Below are 18,213 nucleotides of genomic sequence, written 5' to 3'. Positions count from 1 at the left end.
AAGCGCCAGGCCTCATATCTTTTAGGAGAACTGGAGATTGAAAACTGCGGTTGAATTATATAAATTGTTTAGCTAAATGTATTGGAATCGCCGTACTAAAAACCACAAACCACACTGCACCAACCGAATTTACTGCTGACCTTTACCACTTGACCTGCACTGCTTAGAAATTACCGAGGAACCATTCCTTCATACGCTGCCACACCGCCTTCACAGAACCATCCTGGCGGGTCACGATGTGGCCGCGCAGGTACTGCTTTTTCGCTTCCAGCAGCAGGCCCAGTACCGTCGCGTAGCGCGGGCTGCGCACCACGTCGGCCAACTGGCCGCGGTAGTCGGGCGTGCCGAGGCGGGCCGGCTTGAGGAAGATGTCTTCCGCCATCTCCACCATGCCCGGCATGATGGAGGTGCCGCCCGTCAGCACGATGCCCGACGACAGCACGCCTTCGTAACCGGATTCGCGCACCACCTGGTGCACCATCGCGAACAGCTCTTCCACGCGCGGCTCGATCACGGCCGCCAGCGCCTGGCGCGACAGGTTGCGCGGACCACGGTCGCCCAGGCCCGGCACTTCCAGCGATTCGCCCGGATCGGCCAGCACCTGCTTGGCCACGCCGTAGCGGATCTTGATTTCCTCCGCCTCCGAAGTCGGCGTGCGCAGCGCCATCGCGATGTCGTTGGTGATCTGGTCGCCGGCGATCGGGATCACGGCCGTGTGGCGGATCGCGCCGTCCGAGAACACCGCCACGTCGGTGGTGCCGCCGCCGATGTCGATCAAGACCACGCCCAGCTCCTTCTCGTCCGGGGTAAGCACGGCGTCGGCCGAGGCCATCGGCTGCAGGATCAGGTCCGACACTTCCAGCCCGCAGCGGCGCACGCACTTGACGATGTTCTGCACGGCCGACACGGCGCCGGTCACGATGTGCACCTTCACTTCCAGACGGATGCCGCTCATGCCGATCGGCTCGCGCACGTCCTCCTGGCTGTCGACGATGAATTCCTGCGGCACCGTGTGCAGCAGCTGCTGGTCGGTGGGGATGTTGACGGCCTTGGCCGTCTCGATCACGCGCGCCACGTCGGTGGCCGTCACTTCCTTGTCCTTGATGGCCACCATGCCGCTGGAATTGAAGCTGCGGATATGGCTGCCCGCGATGCCGGCGTAGACGTTGCGGATCTTGCAGTCGGCCATCAGCTCGGCCTCCTCCAGCGCGCGCTGGATGGATTCCACGGTGGCCTCGATGTTGACCACGACGCCCTTCTTCAATCCCTTCGATTCGTGCTGGCCCAGCCCGATCACTTCGTGGCGTCCGTCGGACATCACCTCGGCCACCACCGCCACCACTTTCGAGGTGCCGATGTCGAGGCCGACGATCAGGTTTTTCGCATCTTTAGTCATTTCTCTCGCCTACTGTATGTGCTTGCTGATTGGCTTTAAATTGTTGGTCTGTGTGCCCTGCTTCATTACTGCCGGTCGCGCCTTCGGTCTGGCGCCTTCGGCCGGTATCTTCAGGTCGGCCGCGCTCAGCGCCAGGCCGTTCTGGTACCGCATGTCGATGGTCTCGATATTCTGCAAATGGCTGACCAGCTGCGGATAAATGCCCAGCAACCGGTCCACCCTTTCCTTCAGCGTGGTGGCGGTCTGCTCACGCCCCAGCGCCACGCTCATGCCGTTATCAAGCTTCACGGTCCACGCATAGCGGCCCGACAGCGACAGCGCTTCCGGCACCAGCTTGAGCGGCGCGAACCACTGGCGCAATTCCTCGAAGCGCGACAGCACTTCCTTCTCGCTGCCTTCCGGCCCGTCGAACTCGGGCAGCGCGTGGTCTTCCTCGGCCTCGGCCAGGTTGGCCGTGAACACGTCACCCTTGGTCGACAGCAGGCGGCCATCGGCACCCCAGGTGCCCAGCGCCTCATGCTCCTCCAGCGCCACGATCAGCTGGTCCGGCCATTCGCGGCGCACGGTGGCGCGCCGCACCCAGGGCACCGACTCGAACGCCTGGCGCACGGTGTCCAGGTTGGTGGTGAAGAAGTTGCCCTTGATGCGGCCCAGCGCGTTGTTGCGCAGCGTAAGCTGGCTCACGTGGCGCAGTTCGCCGTCCGCCGCCAGGCTCTCCACGCGGATCGTGCGCAGGTTGAACATGGGCCGCTGCGCCAGCCACCAGACGCCGGCGGCCAGGCATGCCAGCAGCGCCAGGGCGAAGATGCCGTTGGCGGTAGCATTCAAGGCTTTAGCGTCTTGCCACATGCGCTTACTCCTTGCCCGTGGCCGGCGCGGCCATCTTCAGGCGCGCCGAGCGCAGGATTTCCACGCACAGCTGCTCATAGCTGATGCCGGTCGCGCGCGCCGCCATCGGCACCAGCGAATGGGTGGTCATGCCGGGCGAGGTGTTCACCTCCAGCAGGAACGGCTTGTTGTCACGCTCGCGCAGCAGCACGTCGACCCGGCCCCAGCCCTCGCAACCAAGCGCGCGGTAGGCTTCCACCGCGATGCGCTGCATCTCGGCCGTCGTCGCCTCGTCCAGCACGGCCGGGCAGTAGTACTTGGTGTCGTCCGTGAAGTACTTGTTCTGGTAGTCGTAATTGCCTTCCGGCGCCACGATCTCCACGATCGGCAGCGCGCGGGCGCTAGCGCCCTGCCCCAGCACGGCAACCGTGAATTCACGGCCGGTGACGAATTCCTCGGCCAGCACGGAATCGTCCAGCGCGGCGGCCGTGTCGTAGGCGGCCTTGAAGGCGTCGGCGGCCACCACTTTCGTGATGCCGATGGTCGAGCCTTCGTGCGGAGGCTTGACGATCAGCGGCAGGCCCAGCTCGGCCGCCACTTTATCCAGGTCCGAGTTCGCGTCCAGCACCGCGTATTTCGGCGTCGGCAGGCCGTGCATCAGCCACACGATCTTGGTGTAGATCTTGTCCATGCCCACGGCGCAGGCCATCACGCCGCTGCCCGTGTACGGAATGCCCAGTTGTTCCAGCGCGCCCTGCATGCTGCCGTCTTCGCCGTAGCGGCCGTGCAGCGCGATGAACACGCGGTCGAATTGCTCGGCCGCCAGCTCGGCCAGCGAGCGCTGGCCCGGGTCGAAGGCGTGGGCGTCCACGCCCTGGCTTTGCAGGGCCTGCAGCACGCCAGTGCCGGACATGATGGACACGTCGCGCTCGGCGGAGCGGCCGCCGAACAGCACGCCGACCTTGCCCAGCGCCTTAGCCTCAGTTGCAGTCATTTGATTCACGTTCAGACCTTCGGATAGTTAGTCAGTTTGGCAGGGACGCCGCTGATCGAGCCTGCGCCCATGGTGATGACGACGTCGCCGTCGCGCACCACGCCCATGATGGTTTCCGGCATGTCGCCGATCGCCTCCACAAAAATCGGTTCCGTCTTGCCGCGCGCGCGCAACGCGTGGGCCAGCGCGCGGCCGTCGGCGGCCACGATGGGCGCCTCGCCGGCCGCGTACACTTCTGCCAGCAGCAGCACGTCCACGCTGCCCAGCACCTTCACGAAGTCCTCGAACAGGTCGCGGGTGCGGGTGTAGCGGTGCGGCTGGAACGCCAGCACCAGGCGGCGGCCCGGGAACGCGGCGCGCGCGGCAGCCAGCGTCACTTCCGTTTCCACCGGGTGGTGGCCGAAGTCGTCCACCAGCGCAAAGGTGCCGCCGCCGGGGATGGCGATGTCGCCATAGCGGGTGAAGCGGCGGCCCACGCCGGCAAAGCCGGCCAGGCCGGCCTGGGTGTCCTTGTCGGCGATGCCGATCTCGCGCGCGATGGCCACGGCCGAGCAGGCGTTCTGCACGTTGTGCATGCCGGGCTGGTTGAGCACCACGTCCAGGTCGGGATAGCCTTCCTGCAGCACCGTGAAGTGCATTTCCACGCCCACGGCGCGCGCGTTCACGGCGCGCACTTCGGCGTCCGGGTGGAAGCCGTAGGTGGTCACCGGCTTGGTCACGTGCGGGATGATGGCGCGCACGTGCGGATCGTCGATGCACAGCATGGCGCGGCCATAGAACGGCAGGCGGTGCGTGAAGTGGACGAAGGCCTGCTTGAGCTTTTCGAAATCGTGCTCGTAGGTTTCCATGTGATCGGCATCGATGTTGGTGATGACTTCGATCATGGGGGTCAGGTTCAGGAACGAGGCGTCCGATTCGTCCGCCTCGGCCACCAGGTAGTCGCCCGTGCCCAGCTTGGCGTTGGCGCCAGCGCTGGTCAGGCGGCCGCCGATGACGAAGGTGGGATCGAGCCCGCCCTGCGCCAGCACGGACGCCACCAGGCTGGTCGTTGTGGTCTTGCCGTGGGTGCCGGCGATAGCGATGCCGCGCTTGAGGCGCATCAGTTCACCAAGCATGACGGCGCGCGGCACGATGGGGATCTTGCGGGCGCGGGCGGCCACCACTTCCGGGTTGTCCTGCTGGACGGCGGTGGAGGTGACGACGGCGTCGGCGTTGCCGATGTTTTCCGCCGCGTGGCCCTGGTGGACGGTAGCGCCCAGCGACGCCAGGCGCTGCGTGACGGCGTTGCTGCCCAGGTCCGAGCCGGTGACGGTGTAGCCGAGCGTGAGCAGCACTTCGGCGATGCCGCTCATGCCGCTCCCGCCGATGCCGACGAAGTGAATATTCTGTACTTTGTGTTTCATGAGAGTTGTTCCAATACTTGTGCGATCGCGTCGTTGGCGTCGCGCTTGCCGGCCTTCTTCGCCGCCATGGCCATGGTCTGGCAGGCGTTGCGGGTCAGCGTTTCCAGCAAAGTCGCCAGGCTTTGCGGATTCATTTCCGTCTGCGGCATGTGGATGGCCGCGTTCTGCTTGGCCATCCATTTGGCGTTGTCGCGCTGGTGGCTGGTGGTCGATGCCACCAGGGGCACCAGCACGCTGGCCACACCGGCCGCCGTCAGTTCCGACACGGTGATGGCGCCGGCGCGGCAGATCACCAGGTCGGCCTGGGTGTAGGCGTGCGCCATGTCGTCGATGAAGTCGACCACGTTGGCCTCCACGCCGGCCTGCGCGTACGCGGCGCGCAGCGCATCGATGTTCTTCTTGCCCGACTGGTGCGTCACCTGCGGGCGCAGCGCGGCCGGGATCAGCGCCAGCGCGGCCGGCAGGTTGTCGTTCAGCGCCTTGGCGCCCAGGCTGCCGCCCACCACCAGGATGCGCAGCGGGCCTTCGCGGCCGGCGAAGCGCTGCTCGGGGCCGGCCATGTCGAGGATCTCCTTGCGCACCGGGTTGCCGGTGACGACGGCCTTGCCGGCGGCGCGGCCAAATTCGGCCGGGAAGCCGAAGCACACGCGCTGCGCCAGCGGCGTCAGGGTCTTGTTCGACAGCAGTAGGGCCGCGTCGGCGTTCACCAGCACCAGCGGCACGCCGCGCAGGCGCGACATCATGCCGCCGGGGACGGTCACGTAGCCGCCCATGCCCAGCACCACGTCCGGCTTGCGCTTGCCGATGTAGCCGAAGCAGGCCGCGAAACCGGCCAGCATCTTGAACGCGCCCGCCACGGTGTGCTTGAGGCCCTTGCCGCGCATGCCGGAAAAGTCGATCGCATCCATCGCGATGCCGTGTTTCGGCACGATGTCCTGTTCCATGCCGTGGGCCGTACCCAGCCAGCTCACTTCCCAGCCGCGCGCGCGCATGGTCTGCGCAATCGCCAGGCCGGGGAAAATGTGGCCGCCGGTGCCGGCCGCCATGATCATCAATCGTTTCATAATCTGCCACCACGCATCAGGACCCGGTTCTCGTAGTCGATCCGGAGCAGGATCGCGAGCCCGACGCAGTTAATCACCACCCCCGTGCCGCCATAGCTCATCAGCGGCAGGGTCAAGCCCTTGGTCGGCAGCAGGCCAAGGTTGACACCCATATTGATAAACGTCTGCACCCCGATCCAGATGCCGATGCCCTTGGCCGTGAGGCCGGCGAAGGTCTGGTCGATGGCGATGGCCTGGCGGCCGATGTCGAAGGAGCGCTTGACGATCCAGTAGAACATTGCGATCACCACCAGCACCCCGGCCAGCCCCAGTTCCTCGCCGATCACGGCCAACAGGAAGTCGGTGTGCGCTTCGGGCAGGTAGTGCAGCTTTTCCACGCTGCCCCCCAGGCCCACGCCGAAGATCTCGCCGCGCCCGAAGGCGATCAGCGAGTGCGTCAGCTGGTAAGCCTTGTTCAGCGCATTGTCTTCCTGCCACGGGTTGAGGTAGGCGAAATAGCGCTCGCGCCGGAACTTGGACAGCGCGATGATGGAAATGAAGATCGTCACCAGCACGGCGCCGATGCCGCCGAACCAGATCGCGTTGATCCCGCCCAGGAACAGGATGCCCATGGCGATGCAGACGATCACGCCGAACGCGCCCAGGTCCGGCTCCAGCAGCAGCAACAGGCCGACGAATCCGACCGCCGCCGCCATCGGCATGAAGCCCTTGGTCAGCTTGTGCATGTATTCCTGCTTGCGCACCGTGTAGTCGGCCGCATACAGCACGGCCACCACCTTCATCAGCTCCGACGGCTGCAGGTTGATCACCTTGAGCGAGAGCCAGCGGCGCCCGCCGTTGACCACCACGCCCAGGCCGGGAATCAGCACCAGCACCAGCAGCACCAGCGTGCCGATGAACAGGTAGGGCGCGGCCTTCTGCAGGTCAGCGATGCGGATGCGGAACACGAACAGGCCTGCGACCAGCGACACCGCGATGAACAGCGCCTGGCGCGTGAGGAAGTAGGTGTTCTGCCAGCGCACATAGTTGGCGAACTTGGGCGAATCGGGCAGCGAGATCGAGGCCGAATACACCATCACCATCCCCAGCAGCATCAGCAGCAGCGTGACCCACACCAGCGGCTGGTCGTATTCCATCATCTTGGACTGCCGCGCGCGACTGCCCACCGGCATGGAGGCCGGTGGTGCGTTGAAGCGGAATGGCAGCTGGAAGGCCATCAGATCTCCTGTCCCGCGTCCAGCGCGATGTCACGCACGGTGTCGATGAACACCTGCGCGCGGTGCGCGTAGTTCTTGAACATGTCCAGGCTGGCGCAGGCGGGCGACAGCAGCACGGCGTCGCCGGCTTGCGCCAGCGCGCAGGCGCGCTTGACGGCTTGTGGCAGGTCGGCGCAATCCTCCAGAACCACGCCCGTTTCGTCCAGCGCGGCGCGGATGGCCGGCGCGTCGCGACCGATCAGCAGCACGGCGCGCACGTAGCGCGACACCGGATCGGCCAGCGGGGCGAAGTCCTGGCCCTTGCCGTCGCCGCCGGCGATCAGCACCAGGCGCTGGTTCTCGCCCGTGAAGCTCTTGCCCAGGCCGATCAACGCCGCCACGGTGGCGCCCACGTTGGTGCCCTTGCTGTCGTCGTAGTATTCAACTTCATTGATGGCCGCCACCAGCTCCACGCGGTGCGGCTGGCCACGGTATTCGCGCAGGCCGTGCAGCAGCGGCGCCAGCGGCAGGCCGATGGCGCGGCACAGGGCCAGCGCGGCCAGCGCGTTGGCGGCGTTGTGCTGGCCGCGCACTTGCAGCGCGTCGACCGGCATCAGTTTCTTGAGCACGCATTCGACCGGCTCGGGGGCCGGGTCGTTCTTGCGGCGCTTCTTGCGTTCCACTTCCTCGCCCGGGTCGGCCGAGGCCAGCCAGTAGATGCCGCGCTCGTTGTGCAGGCCGAGGCAGTCGGCGTGCTGCGGCGTGTCGGTGCCGAAAGTGATGTTCTCGCCAGTCGGGTCCTGCATGCGCATCACGACCGCATCGTCGCGGTTCAGCACGCGCACGGTGTCGGCGCCGAAGATGCGCTGCTTGTCGGCGGCGTAGGCGGCCATGTCGCCGTGCCAGTCCAGGTGATCCTGGGTCACGTTGAGCACCGTGGCGGCATCGGCGTTCAGGCTGTAAGTGGTGTGCAGCTGGAAGCTTGATAACTCAAGTACCCACACTTGCGGCAACTGGTTTTCTTCGGAAGGCGCGTCCAGCACTTCGCGCAGCACGTCCAGCGCGGCCGGGCTGATATTGCCGGCCACGCGCACCGTGTTGCCGGCGCGTTCGCACAACTGGCCCACCATGCTGGTGACGGTGGTCTTGCCGTTGGTGCCGGTGATGGCGATGACTTTGGGCGCGTAACCGCGTTCTTCCTTGAGCGCTTTCAGGGCCTGGGCGAACAGTTCGATCTCGCCCCAGACAGGGATGGCGCGTTCGGCGGCGGCCGGCACGATCTCGGCCAGCTCGCGGTTGGGCGCCAGGCCGGGGCTGACGGCCACGAAGTCCACGCCGTCGAGCAGCGCGGCGCCGAACGGGCCGGCGACGAATTCCACGTCTGCCACGGCGGCGCGCAGCGCGGGCAGGCGCTCGGGCGCTTCGCGCGTGTCGGCCACGCGCACGCGCGCGCCGGCGCGGGCCAGCCACAGCGCCATCGCCAGGCCGGATTCCCCCAGCCCCAGTACCAGTGCGGTTTTGCCTTCGTAGTTCATCAGCGCAGCTTCAGGGTAGTGAGTCCGACCAGGACCAGCATCATCGTGATAATCCAGAACCGCACGACGACCTGGGTCTCTTTCCAGCCTTTTTGTTCAAAGTGGTGGTGCAGCGGCGCCATCAGGAACACGCGGCGGCCCACGCCATAACGCTTCTTGGTGATCTTGAACCAGCCCACCTGGATGATGACGGACACGGTTTCGGCCACGAACACGCCGCCCATGATGAACAGCACGATCTCCTGGCGCACGATGACGGCCAGCGTGCCGAGCGCGCCGCCCAGCGCCAGCGCGCCCACGTCGCCCATGAACACTTGCGCGGGGTGGGTGTTATACCAAAGGAAGGCCAGGCCGGCGCCCGTCAGCGCGCCGGTGAAGATAATCAGTTCGCCCGCGCCGGGAATGTGCGGGATGAACAGGTATTTGGAATAGGTGGCGCTACCGGTCAGGTAGGCGAACAGGCCCAGCGCCGCACCCACCATGATGGTCGGCATGATGGCCAGGCCATCGAGGCCGTCCGTGAAGTTGACGGCGTTGCTGGTGCCGACGATCACGCAGTAGGTCAGCGCGATGAAGCCCCACACGCCCAGCGGATAGCTGATGGTCTTGAAGAACGGGACGATCAGGTCGGCCTTCGGCGGCAGGTCCATCGAGAAGCCCGACTGCACCCAGGCGAAGAACAGCTCGAACACCTTGCCCGCGTTGGGTGCGGACACGGAGAACGCCAGGTACAGCGCGGCGCTGATGCCCACCAGCGACTGCCAGAAGTATTTTTCGGCCGAGCGCATGCCCTCCGGGTCCTGGCGCACCACCTTGCGGTAGTCGTCCACCCAGCCCACGGCGCCGAAGCCCAGCGTGACCACCAGCACCGGCCAGATCAAACGGTTCGACAGGTCGCACCACAGCAGCGTGGAGATGCCGATGGCGATCAGGATCAGCACCCCGCCCATGGTCGGCGTGCCGTGTTTTTTCAGGTGGGTCTGCGGGCCGTCCGTGCGCACGGCCTGGCCGTACTTCATGGCGGTCAGCTTGCGGATCACGGCCGGGCCAGCGCCCAGGCCGATCACCAGCGCCGTGATGGTCGCGAACACGGCGCGGAAGGTGATGAAGTTAAAGACCCGCAAAGGTCCGAGGTCCTGCTGAAAATATTGCGCGAGCCAAAGCAGCATGATTAGTGACTTTCCTTGTTAGCTTGTTGCGATCCAATCAAATGCTGCACGACCCGTTCCATCTTCATGAAACGGGAGCCCTTGATTAATACGGTTGCATCCGGCGTGTTGGCGGCGTCGAGCGCCGCCAGCAGATCGCCGAACTGTTCAAAATGACGGATGGACGCACCGTGCATGTGGCGCGCCAGTTCGCCCGTCGCGAGCACCTGTTCGATGCCCTTGCTCTGCGCGTAAGCGCCGATTTCTTCGTGAAACTCGCGGCCCTTGCTGCCCACTTCGCCCATGTCGCCCAGCACCAGTATGCGCGGCGCGGCGGCTTTCGCCAGCACGTCGATGGCGGCGCGCACCGAGTCTGGATTGGCGTTGTAGGTATCGTCGATGACGACGGCGCCATTGGCGGCGGTCTTCTTCTGCAGCCGTCCGGCCACGGGCGCGAACGCCTCCAGTCCGAGCCGGATGGCGGTGGCCGAGATGCCGGCCGCGTAGGCGCAGGCGGCGGCGGCCAGCGCGTTGCGCACATTGTGTTCCCCGGCCGCCTGCAGGCGCACGAAGAACGGCGTGGTGGCCGCGTCATGGCCGATGGTGATGGTCAGTTCGCTGCCGAAGTCGCCGGCACGGTAGGTGCAGCTGACGTCCGCCTGCGGCGTCAGGCCGAAGGTGACGGTGCGGCGCTGGCCGGCCAGTGATTGCCAGATCGGCGTGAACTCGTCGCCATGTGGGAACACGGCCACGCCGTCGTCGCCCAAACCGGCCAGCACGGCGCCGTTCTCGCGCGCCACGGCTTCCACCGTGTGCATGAATTCCTGGTGTTCGCGCTGGGCGTTGTTGACCATGGCGACGGTGGGTTCGGCGATGGCGCTCAGGCGCGCAATCTCGCCCGGATGGTTCATGCCCAGTTCCACCACGGCGGCGCGGTGCGCGGCCTCCAGGCGGAACAGCGTGAGCGGCACGCCCACTTCGTTATTCAGGTTGCCGCGCGTGGCCAGGCGCGCGTCCTCGCCGCCGCAGGCCTCGGCCAGGATGGCCGCGATCATTTCCTTGACGGTGGTCTTGCCATTGCTGCCCGTGACCCCGATCACGGGCACGCTGAACTGGCGGCGCCAGTAGTTGGCGATGCGGCCCAGCGCCACCAGCGTGTCCGGCACGACGATGGCAGGCAGGGTCCAGCCGTCCGGCAGGCGCTCGGCCACCACGGCCGCCACGCCCTTGGCCGCCACTTGCGGCAGGAAGTCGTGGGCGTCGAACACGTCGCCGCGCAGGGCGACGAACAGCGCGCCGGCGGCCACGTTGCGGCTGTCGGTGGAAACGCCGTCGAACGCCGTGTTGGCGTCGTTGACGAGCGTGGCGCCGGGAATGGCGCCCGCGAGCTGGGCCAGCGTAGCGCGCATCAGTTCGGCCTCATCATGGTCAGGCGGGCCGACAGGGCCAGCTGGGCGTGGTCGGCGTCGGAGAACGGCAGCTTCTTGCCCTTGATCTCCTGGTAGGGTTCATGGCCTTTACCGGCCAGCAGGATCACGTCCGGCTTGGCCGCATGCTTGATGGCCAGCAGGATGGCGGCGGCGCGGTCCTCCACCGTCTGCAGCGTGGACGACGGATGCTGCTGGTCCATGCCAGCCACGATCTGGGCGATGATGGCGTGCGGGTCTTCGCTGCGCGGATTGTCGCTGGTGACGAGCACGTGATCGGCCGCCTGGGCGATCTTGCCCATCTGCGGGCGCTTGCCCGGATCGCGGTCGCCGCCGCAGCCGAACACGCACCACAACTGGCCACCGCGATCCTGCGCCACCTGGCGCAGCGCTTGCAGCGTTTTTTCCAGCGCATCGGGCGTGTGGGCGTAGTCGATCACCACCATCGGCGCATCCTGGCCGCCCACCTGCTGCATGCGGCCGGGGGCCGGGCGCAGCGATTCGATGGCGTCCAGCGCGGCGCGCAGGCCCACGCCCTTGGCCAGCAGCGCGCCCAGCACGCCGAGCGCGTTGCTGATGTTGAAGTGGCCCACCAGCTGGGTCTTGACCTGGGCCGCGCTCAGCGGGCAGTCCAGGTGGAATTCGGTGCCAGCAGTGCGGCTGCTGCGGAACTGGCTGGCGCGCAGCATCATCACGCCGGGCAGGTCGGGCACGGTGGCCGCATCGGCCAGCGTGTAGCCGATCACGGGGATGGCGCCGGACAGCTTGCCCCGCACATGCTCCACCAGCCGCAAGCCCATCGGGTCGTCCAGGTTGATCACGGCCGTCTTCAGGCCGGGCCAGTCGAACAGTTTGGTCTTGGCCGCTTCATACGCCGCCATGTCGCCGTGGAAGTCCAGGTGGTCGCGCGTGAGGTTGGTGAACACAGCCACGTCGAAGTGCATGCCGGCCACGCGGCCCTGCTCCAGGCCGATGGACGACACTTCGATCGCCAGCGACGCGGCGCCGGCGTCGCGCGCCTCGGCCAGCGTGCGGGCCAGCAGCACCGCATCCGGCGTCGTATAGCCAGTGACATCGAATTCCGCCTCGGCGCGGCCCTTGAACAGGCCCACGCCCAGCGTGCCCACCACGGCGGCCGTTTCGCCACCGCGCGACAGGGCCTGGCCCAGCCACACGGCGCTGGAGGTCTTGCCGTTGGTGCCCGTCACGCCCACGGTGAACATGGCGCTGTCGGGCTGGCGGTAGAAGGCATGCGCAATCAGGCCGGCGCGCGCCTTGAGCTGCTCGACGGTGATGTAGGGCGCGGCCCAGTCGGGATTCCAGGTAAAGCCGGCCGGGTCGAGCACCACCAGCGCGGCGCCGGCCTCGATGGCCGTTTCAATATAGTTGCGCCCATCGCCGGCGTCGCCGGGATAAGCAAAGAACACATCGCCCACCTTGATGCGGCGCGAGTCGGACGCCAGCTGCGCCGTGGGCGCCAGCCTGCGGATCGCGTCGGCGATAGTCAACGGGTCGAAGTTGGAAGTCGTCACATTTTCCCCTGTTCGGAATTCTCAGGAATGATGATATGGGTCACGTTGGCGTCGGGCGTGATGTTCTTCGCGCGCAGCACGTTGGCCGCCAGCGTGGAGAACACCGGGCCGGCCACGTCGCCGCCCACGTGCACCGCGCCACCCGGTTCGTCGATCATCACGGCGATCACGAAACGGGGGCTGGACATGGGCGCCATGCCGACGAAGTTGCCGATGTATTTGCTCTGCGAGTAGCGGCCGTTGATGACCTTTTGCGCGGTGCCGGTCTTGCCGCCCGTGCGGTAGCCTGGCACCTGGGCCTTCTCCGCCGTGCCGCCCGGCTGCGTCACCATCTCCAGCATGTCGCGCATCTCGGCCGCCGTCTGCGCGCTCACCACGCGCGTGCCCACGGGCGGCTCGGTCACCTTCTGGAACGACAGCGGGATGATGTCGCCGTCGCGGGCGTAGATCATGTAGGCGCGCGCCAGCTGGATCAGCGACACGGAAATACCCTGGCCGAAGCTCATGTTGGCCTGCTCGATCGGGCGCCACGATTTGTACGGACGCACGCGGCCGGCCACGGCGCCGGGGAAGCCCCACTTGGGCTGCTGGCCCAGGCCCACCTTGGTGAACATCTCCCACATCTCCTGGGGCGGCATCTGCAGCGCCATTTTCGAGGTGCCAATATTGGACGACTTCTGGATCACCTGCTGCACCGTGATCACGCCGTGCGGGTGGGTGTCGTGCACCACCTTGTCGCCGATGGCGTAGTAGCCGGGCCCGGTGTCGATCAGCGTGAGCGGCTTGACGCGCTTGGTGTCGAGCGCCAGGCCCACCGTGAACGGCTTGAGCGAGGAACCGGGTTCGAAGGTGTCCGTCATCACGCGGTTGCGCAACTGCTCGCCCGTCAGCGCGGTGCGGTCGTTGGGGTTGTAGGACGGCCAGTTGGCCAGCGCCAGCACTTCGCCCGTGTGCACGTCCAGCACCACGGCGGCGCCGGCCTTGGCCTTGAACTTCTCCACCGCGTCCTTGAGCTGGGTGAAGGCGATGTACTGGATCTTGCTGTCGATCGACAGCGTCAGGTCCTTGCCGTCGTGCGGCTCGCGGATCGATTCGATGTCCTCGACGATGTGGCCGAGGCGGTCCTTGATCACGCGCCGGCTGCCCGGCACGCCCATCAGCGTTTTCTGCTGCGCCAGTTCCATGCTCTCCTGGCCCACGTCCTCCACGTTGGTGAAGCCCACCACGTGGGTGGCCACTTCACCCTGCGGGTAGAAGCGCTTGTATTCCTTGCGGGTCTGAATACCCTCGATACCGAGCTTGGTGATCTGGTCGGCCACGTCCTGCTCCACCTGGCGTTTCAGGTAGACGAAGCCACGGTCGGAATCGAGTTTCTTCTGCAGCTCGGCGTCGCTCATCTCCAACAGCTTGGCCAGCGCCTTGAGTTTTTCCGGCGGCGCTTCCTGCACGTCGTCCGGGATGGCCCAGATGGCCTTGACGGGGATCGACGAAGCCAGCACCTGGCCGTCGCGGTCGGTGATCTTGCCGCGCGTGGCCGGCAGGTCCAGCGTGCGCGCGTAGCGGATCTCACCCTGCTTTTGCAGGAACTGGGTCGACAGGCCCTGCAGCCAGGCGGCGCGGCCGGCCAGCAGCGCGAACGCAGAGAACAGCACGAACAGCACCACGCGCGAGCGCCACACGGGCAGGCGCACGGCCAGCACGGGATTTTTCGAGAACGGCACACCCTTGGAGGCCGCTACCCGCGAGACGCTGGCGTTGGAGGCGCGCTTCATTTGCCCTCTTCCGGCGACAGGTACTGGGTACGGGTGGCCGTCAGCGGCACCATGTTCAGGTCACCGCGCGCGATCTGCTCGATGCGGGCGTGCTTGCCCAGCGTGGACTGGTCCAGCTGCAGCTGCGCCCATTCGATGTCGAGCTGGCGCGCCTGCGACTGGCTGCGTTCCAGTTCGATGAACAGGTGGCGCGCCTGGTATTGGGCGTTAACGAGCGACAGGCCGCAAGCGACCAGCAATGCCGTCAGCACCAGGTTGATCTTGCCGCTCATGGCGCCCCCTCCGGCAGCGGCAGGCGGCGCGCCACGCGCATCACGGCGGAACGGGCGCGCGGGTTGGCGTCCACTTCGGCGTCGGACGGCTTGATCTTGGAGATCAGCTTGAGCAGCGGCTGCGGCAGGTCCACGGCGCGGATCGGCAGCCGGCGGTCCGGCTGCGGCACGTTGGCCTTGGCCGCGAAGAAGCGCTTGACCATGCGGTCTTCCAGCGAGTGGAAGCTGATGATGGCCAGGATGCCGCCCGGCGCCAGGCAGTCGAACGCTTGCTCTAGTCCGGCCTCGAGGTCTTCAAGCTCTTTATTGATGAAAATCCGGATAGCCTGAAAGGTACGGGTGGCCGGATCCTTGCCCTTTTCCCGAGTCTTGACCGCGCCTGCCACGATGCCGGCAAGCTGTCGTGTGCTTGAAATTGGCTCGACTGCCCGGCGAGCAACAATCGCCTTTGCAATCTGAAAAGCAAACCGTTCTTCCCCATATTCTCTGATCACCTTTTCCAGTGTCTGTTCGGATTCTGTGGCGAGCCACTCGGCCGCCGACATGCCGCGCGTGGTGTCCATGCGCATATCGAGCGGGCCATCGTTGCGGAAACTGAAGCCGCGCGCCGCGTCGTCCACCTGCGGCGAGGAGATGCCCAGGTCGAGCAGGATGCCGTCCACCTGGTCCACGCCCCGTTCCGTGAGGGCGGCGCGCATGGTGGCGAAGCTGTCATGCACGATGGTGAAGCGCGGATCGGCCACCTGTTCGGCGGTGGCGATGGCTTGCGGGTCCTTGTCGAAGGCGATCAGGCGCGCGTCCGGCCCCAGGCGCGACAGGATCAGGCGGCTGTGGCCACCGCGCCCGAAGGTGCCGTCCACATACACGCCGCCGGCGCGCGCGCCGGCCAGGGCCAGCGCGTCGACCGCTTCGTCTAGCAGCACCGTACGATGCTGAAATTCCGGCACCGCCGTTGTCGTCATCGCGGGGCCTTAGAAGGAGAAGTTGGCAAGGACATCGGGAGTGCCGGCTTCGATCGCCTGCTGCTCTTTTTCCGCCAGTTTGGCGGCATCCCAGATTTCAAAGTGGCTGCCCATGCCGATCATCATGATCTCGCGCGACAGCCCGACGGCGTTGCGCAGTTCGGGCGAAATCAGCACGCGGCCGGCGCTGTCGAGTTCGACGTCGCAGGCGTTGCCGAGGAAGATGCGTTGCCAGGCCCGGGCCGACATGGGCCAGGCGGCGATCTGTTCGCGGTGGCTTTCCCACACAGGGCGGGGGAAGAACAGCAGGCAGCCGTCCGGGTGTTTGGTCAGCGTGAGTCGGCCTTCGCACTGGATGGCCAGCGCGTCACGGTGCTTGGCAGGGATGGACATCCTGCCTTTGGCATCGAGACTGATTGCGGACGCGCCTTGAAACACGGGAGTTACCTTTAGACCTCTGATTGGTTAGCGGAGTGGAAAACGCCATCTTTTGTCGCCTCCTCCCCCGCCGCTAAGTCAGGAGAAAAATCCCACAAAAAGACACTTTTTCACACAGATGCCCACTTTAGAGGATGGAAGATGGGTGGTCAAGCGCTTTCGCCCAACCGAAACAGGGATTTTATTAATGAAATTAAGGACTTAGCGTACTTCCTTGAAGCCGTCTCGCGCAAAAATATATTGAGAAATTAAATACTTATAGAAGATTGTGAATGTGCTACCTCATCTATGCGCGCGCTTTTCGCTGTGCTGGAGGGCAGTAAATGTTGGATGAAAATAATTAAATTAATTGCATACAGTTGCCAATCGCCAACATCACAGTAGCGATCCGGCAACAGGCCGAACAGCGGGGCGGGATGGCCGCAAGCCGGGAGGAAAAAGTGTGATTTTTGTAGAGAATGACCAGCCTGGCGCGCCTGGCGCGCATTTCGCGGATATGGAGACTTTCAACACTGCACAATCAAGACCACGGTTTGTTGCCTATTTGTTGCCCAATTTTTCAGTGGACAGCCGCATGCGAATCGCCAGCTTGTATAGACAACATTGCCTGACGAGCCAAGAGACATGCGGCGCAGTCCACACCACCGCCGCTATTATACGGAATCAGCCAAGCACCCCCGCGCACACCTGCGTGCGCGGGGGCGGGGACGGCCTCAGGCCGGCGTTTCCCAGCTGCGCGAACGTTCGACGGCGCGCGCCCACTGGGCCAGCAGCGTGGCGCGCTGGTCGGCGCCCATCTGCGGCAGGAAGCGGCGCTCGCACTGCCACTGGGCCGTGATTTCTTCCTGCGTGTCCCAGAAGCCCACGGCCAGGCCGGCCAGGTAGGCCGCGCCCAGCGCCGTCGTTTCCGTCACCTGCGGCCGCACCACGGGCACGCCCAGCAGGTCGGCCTGGAACTGCATCAGCAAATCGTTGCGGGCCGCGCCACCGTCGGCCCGCAGCTCCGTCAGCGGGATGGCCGCGTCCTTCTGCATGGCCGCCAGCAGTTCGGCGCTCTGGAACGCGATCGCCTCCAGCGCCGCGCGCGCGATGTGGCCCTTGTGGCTGCCGCGCGTGAGGCCGACGATGGTGCCGCGCGCGTACGGGTCCCAGTGCGGTGCACCGAGGCCGACAAAGGCCGGCACCATGTAGACGCCGCCGCTGTCAGGCACGCTGGCGGCCAGCGCCTCCACCTCGGACGAGTGTTGGATGATACCGAGCCCGTCACGCAGCCACTGCACGGTGGCCCCGCCCATGAACACGCTGCCTTCGAGCAGGTAATCGGTGCGGCCATCGACGCGCCAGCCCACCGTGGACAGCAGCCGGTTGTGCGACACCACCGGGTGACGGCCCGCGTGCATCAGCATGAAGCAGCCGGTGCCGTAGGTGTTCTTGACCATGCCCGGCTGGTGGCAGGCCTGGCCGAAGGTGGCGGCCTGCTGGTCGCCGGCGATGCCGGCCACCGGGATGGCGCCGCCGAACAGGCCGTCGCGCGTGCTGCCCACCTCCTCGCTCGACGATACCACCTGCGGCAGCATCTCCTCGGGAATGTCGAACAGGTCCAGCATGTCCTGGTCCCAGCGCATCAGGTGGATGTTGAACAGCATGGTGCGGGCCGCATTGCTCACGTCCGTCACATGGCGGCCCGTGAGCTTGTAGACCAGCCAGCTGTCGATGGTGCCGAAGGCCAGCGCGCCATGGCGGGCCCGCTCGCGCGCGCCGGGCACGTGGTCGAGCAGCCATTTGAGCTTGGTGGCGGAAAAATAGGCATCCAGTTCCAGGCCCGTGACGTCGGCCACCAGCTTGGCCTTGCCGTCGGCGCGCAGCTGGGCGCAGTAGTCGGCCGTGCGGCGGTCCTGCCACACGATGGCCGGCGCGATCGGCTCGCCCGACTTGCGGTCCCAGACGACGGTGGTCTCGCGCTGGTTGGCGATGCCGATGGCGCGCACGTGGGCGCTGTCCACGTGCAGCTCGTGCAGCACCTTGCGCGCCACGGTCAGCTGGCTGTTCCAGATTTCATTGGGATCGTGCTCGACCCAGCCGGGCTGGGGATAGTGCTGGGGGAATTCCTGGGCCGCGCTGGCGCAGATGCGACCGTGGTGGTCGAACAGGATGGCGCGCGAGCTGGTAGTGCCCTGGTCCAGGGCCAGTATGTATTGTGTCATCGGCAGATCCCCTGGCGTCGCCGCTCCGGACCTGCGCATGCA

15 protein-coding genes are annotated in these 18,213 nt (G+C 66.1%); all 15 read right to left on the bottom strand.

Going from position 1 to position 18,213, the window contains the following annotated elements:
• Positions 1 to 163: 163 nt before the first annotated feature.
• Entirely contained in the window at positions 164 to 1,396 is a 1,233-nt protein-coding gene (gene ftsA, locus H3H37_RS04825) for a cell division protein FtsA (protein ID WP_173593949.1), read from the bottom strand.
• 9 nt (positions 1,397 to 1,405) lie between these two features.
• Positions 1,406 to 2,245 (bottom strand): cell division protein FtsQ/DivIB, encoded by an 840-nt coding sequence (locus H3H37_RS04820; protein WP_182160506.1) that lies wholly within the window; start codon positions 2,243 to 2,245, stop codon positions 1,406 to 1,408.
• 4 nt (positions 2,246 to 2,249) lie between these two features.
• Positions 2,250 to 3,218 carry a D-alanine--D-alanine ligase gene (locus tag H3H37_RS04815; RefSeq protein ID WP_182160505.1) on the bottom strand — a complete coding sequence of 323 codons (969 nt, stop codon included), beginning with the start codon at positions 3,216 to 3,218 and terminating at the stop codon, positions 2,250 to 2,252.
• Between the two features lie 11 nt (positions 3,219 to 3,229).
• Complete coding sequence (murC, locus tag H3H37_RS04810; RefSeq protein ID WP_182160504.1) at positions 3,230 to 4,621, bottom strand: UDP-N-acetylmuramate--L-alanine ligase; 1,392 nt, start codon at positions 4,619 to 4,621, stop codon at positions 3,230 to 3,232.
• The gene (murG, locus tag H3H37_RS04805) at positions 4,618 to 5,685 is read right to left on the bottom strand and encodes an undecaprenyldiphospho-muramoylpentapeptide beta-N-acetylglucosaminyltransferase (RefSeq protein WP_229218661.1); all 1,068 of its coding nucleotides are present in this window, start codon (positions 5,683 to 5,685) and stop codon (positions 4,618 to 4,620) included. Before murG ends, murC begins: the two co-directional genes overlap by 4 nt.
• Positions 5,682 to 6,902, bottom strand: a complete 1,221-nt coding sequence (gene ftsW / locus H3H37_RS04800; protein WP_182160503.1) for a putative lipid II flippase FtsW — start codon at positions 6,900 to 6,902, stop codon at positions 5,682 to 5,684. Before ftsW ends, murG begins: the two co-directional genes overlap by 4 nt.
• Positions 6,902 to 8,416, bottom strand: a complete 1,515-nt coding sequence (murD, locus tag H3H37_RS04795; protein WP_182160502.1) for a UDP-N-acetylmuramoyl-L-alanine--D-glutamate ligase — start codon at positions 8,414 to 8,416, stop codon at positions 6,902 to 6,904. The genes ftsW and murD overlap by 1 nt, the downstream gene beginning before the upstream one ends.
• Positions 8,416 to 9,585, bottom strand: a complete 1,170-nt coding sequence (mraY, locus tag H3H37_RS04790; protein WP_182160501.1) for a phospho-N-acetylmuramoyl-pentapeptide-transferase — start codon at positions 9,583 to 9,585, stop codon at positions 8,416 to 8,418. The genes murD and mraY overlap by 1 nt, the downstream gene beginning before the upstream one ends.
• Positions 9,586 to 9,587: 2 nt before the next feature.
• Positions 9,588 to 10,973: a UDP-N-acetylmuramoyl-tripeptide--D-alanyl-D-alanine ligase gene (locus tag H3H37_RS04785; RefSeq protein WP_182160500.1), complete on the bottom strand. Its 1,386-nt coding sequence runs from the start codon at positions 10,971 to 10,973 to the stop codon at positions 9,588 to 9,590.
• The gene (locus H3H37_RS04780; protein ID WP_182160499.1) at positions 10,973 to 12,523 is read right to left on the bottom strand and encodes a UDP-N-acetylmuramoyl-L-alanyl-D-glutamate--2,6-diaminopimelate ligase; all 1,551 of its coding nucleotides are present in this window, start codon (positions 12,521 to 12,523) and stop codon (positions 10,973 to 10,975) included. Before H3H37_RS04780 ends, H3H37_RS04785 begins: the two co-directional genes overlap by 1 nt.
• Positions 12,520 to 14,295, bottom strand: a complete 1,776-nt coding sequence (locus tag H3H37_RS04775; RefSeq protein WP_182160498.1) for a peptidoglycan D,D-transpeptidase FtsI family protein — start codon at positions 14,293 to 14,295, stop codon at positions 12,520 to 12,522. Before H3H37_RS04775 ends, H3H37_RS04780 begins: the two co-directional genes overlap by 4 nt.
• The gene (gene ftsL, locus H3H37_RS04770; RefSeq protein ID WP_182160497.1) at positions 14,292 to 14,567 is read right to left on the bottom strand and encodes a cell division protein FtsL; all 276 of its coding nucleotides are present in this window, start codon (positions 14,565 to 14,567) and stop codon (positions 14,292 to 14,294) included. The genes H3H37_RS04775 and ftsL overlap by 4 nt, the downstream gene beginning before the upstream one ends.
• On the bottom strand, positions 14,564 to 15,529 hold the full coding sequence (gene rsmH / locus H3H37_RS04765) for a 16S rRNA (cytosine(1402)-N(4))-methyltransferase RsmH (protein ID WP_182160496.1): 966 nt from the start codon (positions 15,527 to 15,529) through the stop codon (positions 14,564 to 14,566). The genes ftsL and rsmH overlap by 4 nt, the downstream gene beginning before the upstream one ends.
• Positions 15,530 to 15,538: 9 nt before the next feature.
• Positions 15,539 to 15,967: a division/cell wall cluster transcriptional repressor MraZ gene (gene mraZ, locus H3H37_RS04760; protein WP_182160495.1), complete on the bottom strand. Its 429-nt coding sequence runs from the start codon at positions 15,965 to 15,967 to the stop codon at positions 15,539 to 15,541.
• A gap of 713 nt (positions 15,968 to 16,680) precedes the next feature.
• Positions 16,681 to 18,171 (bottom strand): glycerol kinase GlpK, encoded by a 1,491-nt coding sequence (gene glpK, locus H3H37_RS04755; protein WP_182160494.1) that lies wholly within the window; start codon positions 18,169 to 18,171, stop codon positions 16,681 to 16,683.
• Positions 18,172 to 18,213 lie beyond the last annotated feature (42 nt).

Source organism: Rugamonas brunnea, from assembly GCF_014042345.1.
GTDB classification, from domain to species: domain Bacteria; phylum Pseudomonadota; class Gammaproteobacteria; order Burkholderiales; family Burkholderiaceae_D; genus Rugamonas; species Rugamonas brunnea.
This window is presented reverse-complemented; position numbering and strand designations above follow the sequence as displayed.

What these genes read in the sequence shown, in the direction of transcription:
- ftsA (WP_173593949.1), bottom strand. Translation starts at nt 1,396, where the DNA reads ATGACTAAAGATGCGAAAAACCTGATCGTCGGCCTCGACATCGGCACC.
- H3H37_RS04820 (WP_182160506.1), bottom strand. Translation starts at nt 2,245, where the DNA reads ATGTGGCAAGACGCTAAAGCCTTGAATGCTACCGCCAACGGCATCTTC.
- H3H37_RS04815 (WP_182160505.1), bottom strand. Translation starts at nt 3,218, where the DNA reads ATGACTGCAACTGAGGCTAAGGCGCTGGGCAAGGTCGGCGTGCTGTTC.
- murC (WP_182160504.1), bottom strand. Translation starts at nt 4,621, where the DNA reads ATGAAACACAAAGTACAGAATATTCACTTCGTCGGCATCGGCGGGAGC.
- murG (WP_229218661.1), bottom strand. Translation starts at nt 5,685, where the DNA reads ATGAAACGATTGATGATCATGGCGGCCGGCACCGGCGGCCACATTTTC.
- ftsW (WP_182160503.1), bottom strand. Translation starts at nt 6,902, where the DNA reads ATGGCCTTCCAGCTGCCATTCCGCTTCAACGCACCACCGGCCTCCATG.
- murD (WP_182160502.1), bottom strand. Translation starts at nt 8,416, where the DNA reads ATGAACTACGAAGGCAAAACCGCACTGGTACTGGGGCTGGGGGAATCC.
- mraY (WP_182160501.1), bottom strand. Translation starts at nt 9,585, where the DNA reads ATGCTGCTTTGGCTCGCGCAATATTTTCAGCAGGACCTCGGACCTTTG.
- H3H37_RS04785 (WP_182160500.1), bottom strand. Translation starts at nt 10,973, where the DNA reads ATGCGCGCTACGCTGGCCCAGCTCGCGGGCGCCATTCCCGGCGCCACG.
- H3H37_RS04775 (WP_182160498.1), bottom strand. Translation starts at nt 14,295, where the DNA reads ATGAAGCGCGCCTCCAACGCCAGCGTCTCGCGGGTAGCGGCCTCCAAG.
- ftsL (WP_182160497.1), bottom strand. Translation starts at nt 14,567, where the DNA reads ATGAGCGGCAAGATCAACCTGGTGCTGACGGCATTGCTGGTCGCTTGC.
- rsmH (WP_182160496.1), bottom strand. Translation starts at nt 15,529, where the DNA reads ATGACGACAACGGCGGTGCCGGAATTTCAGCATCGTACGGTGCTGCTA.
- glpK (WP_182160494.1), bottom strand. Translation starts at nt 18,171, where the DNA reads ATGACACAATACATACTGGCCCTGGACCAGGGCACTACCAGCTCGCGC.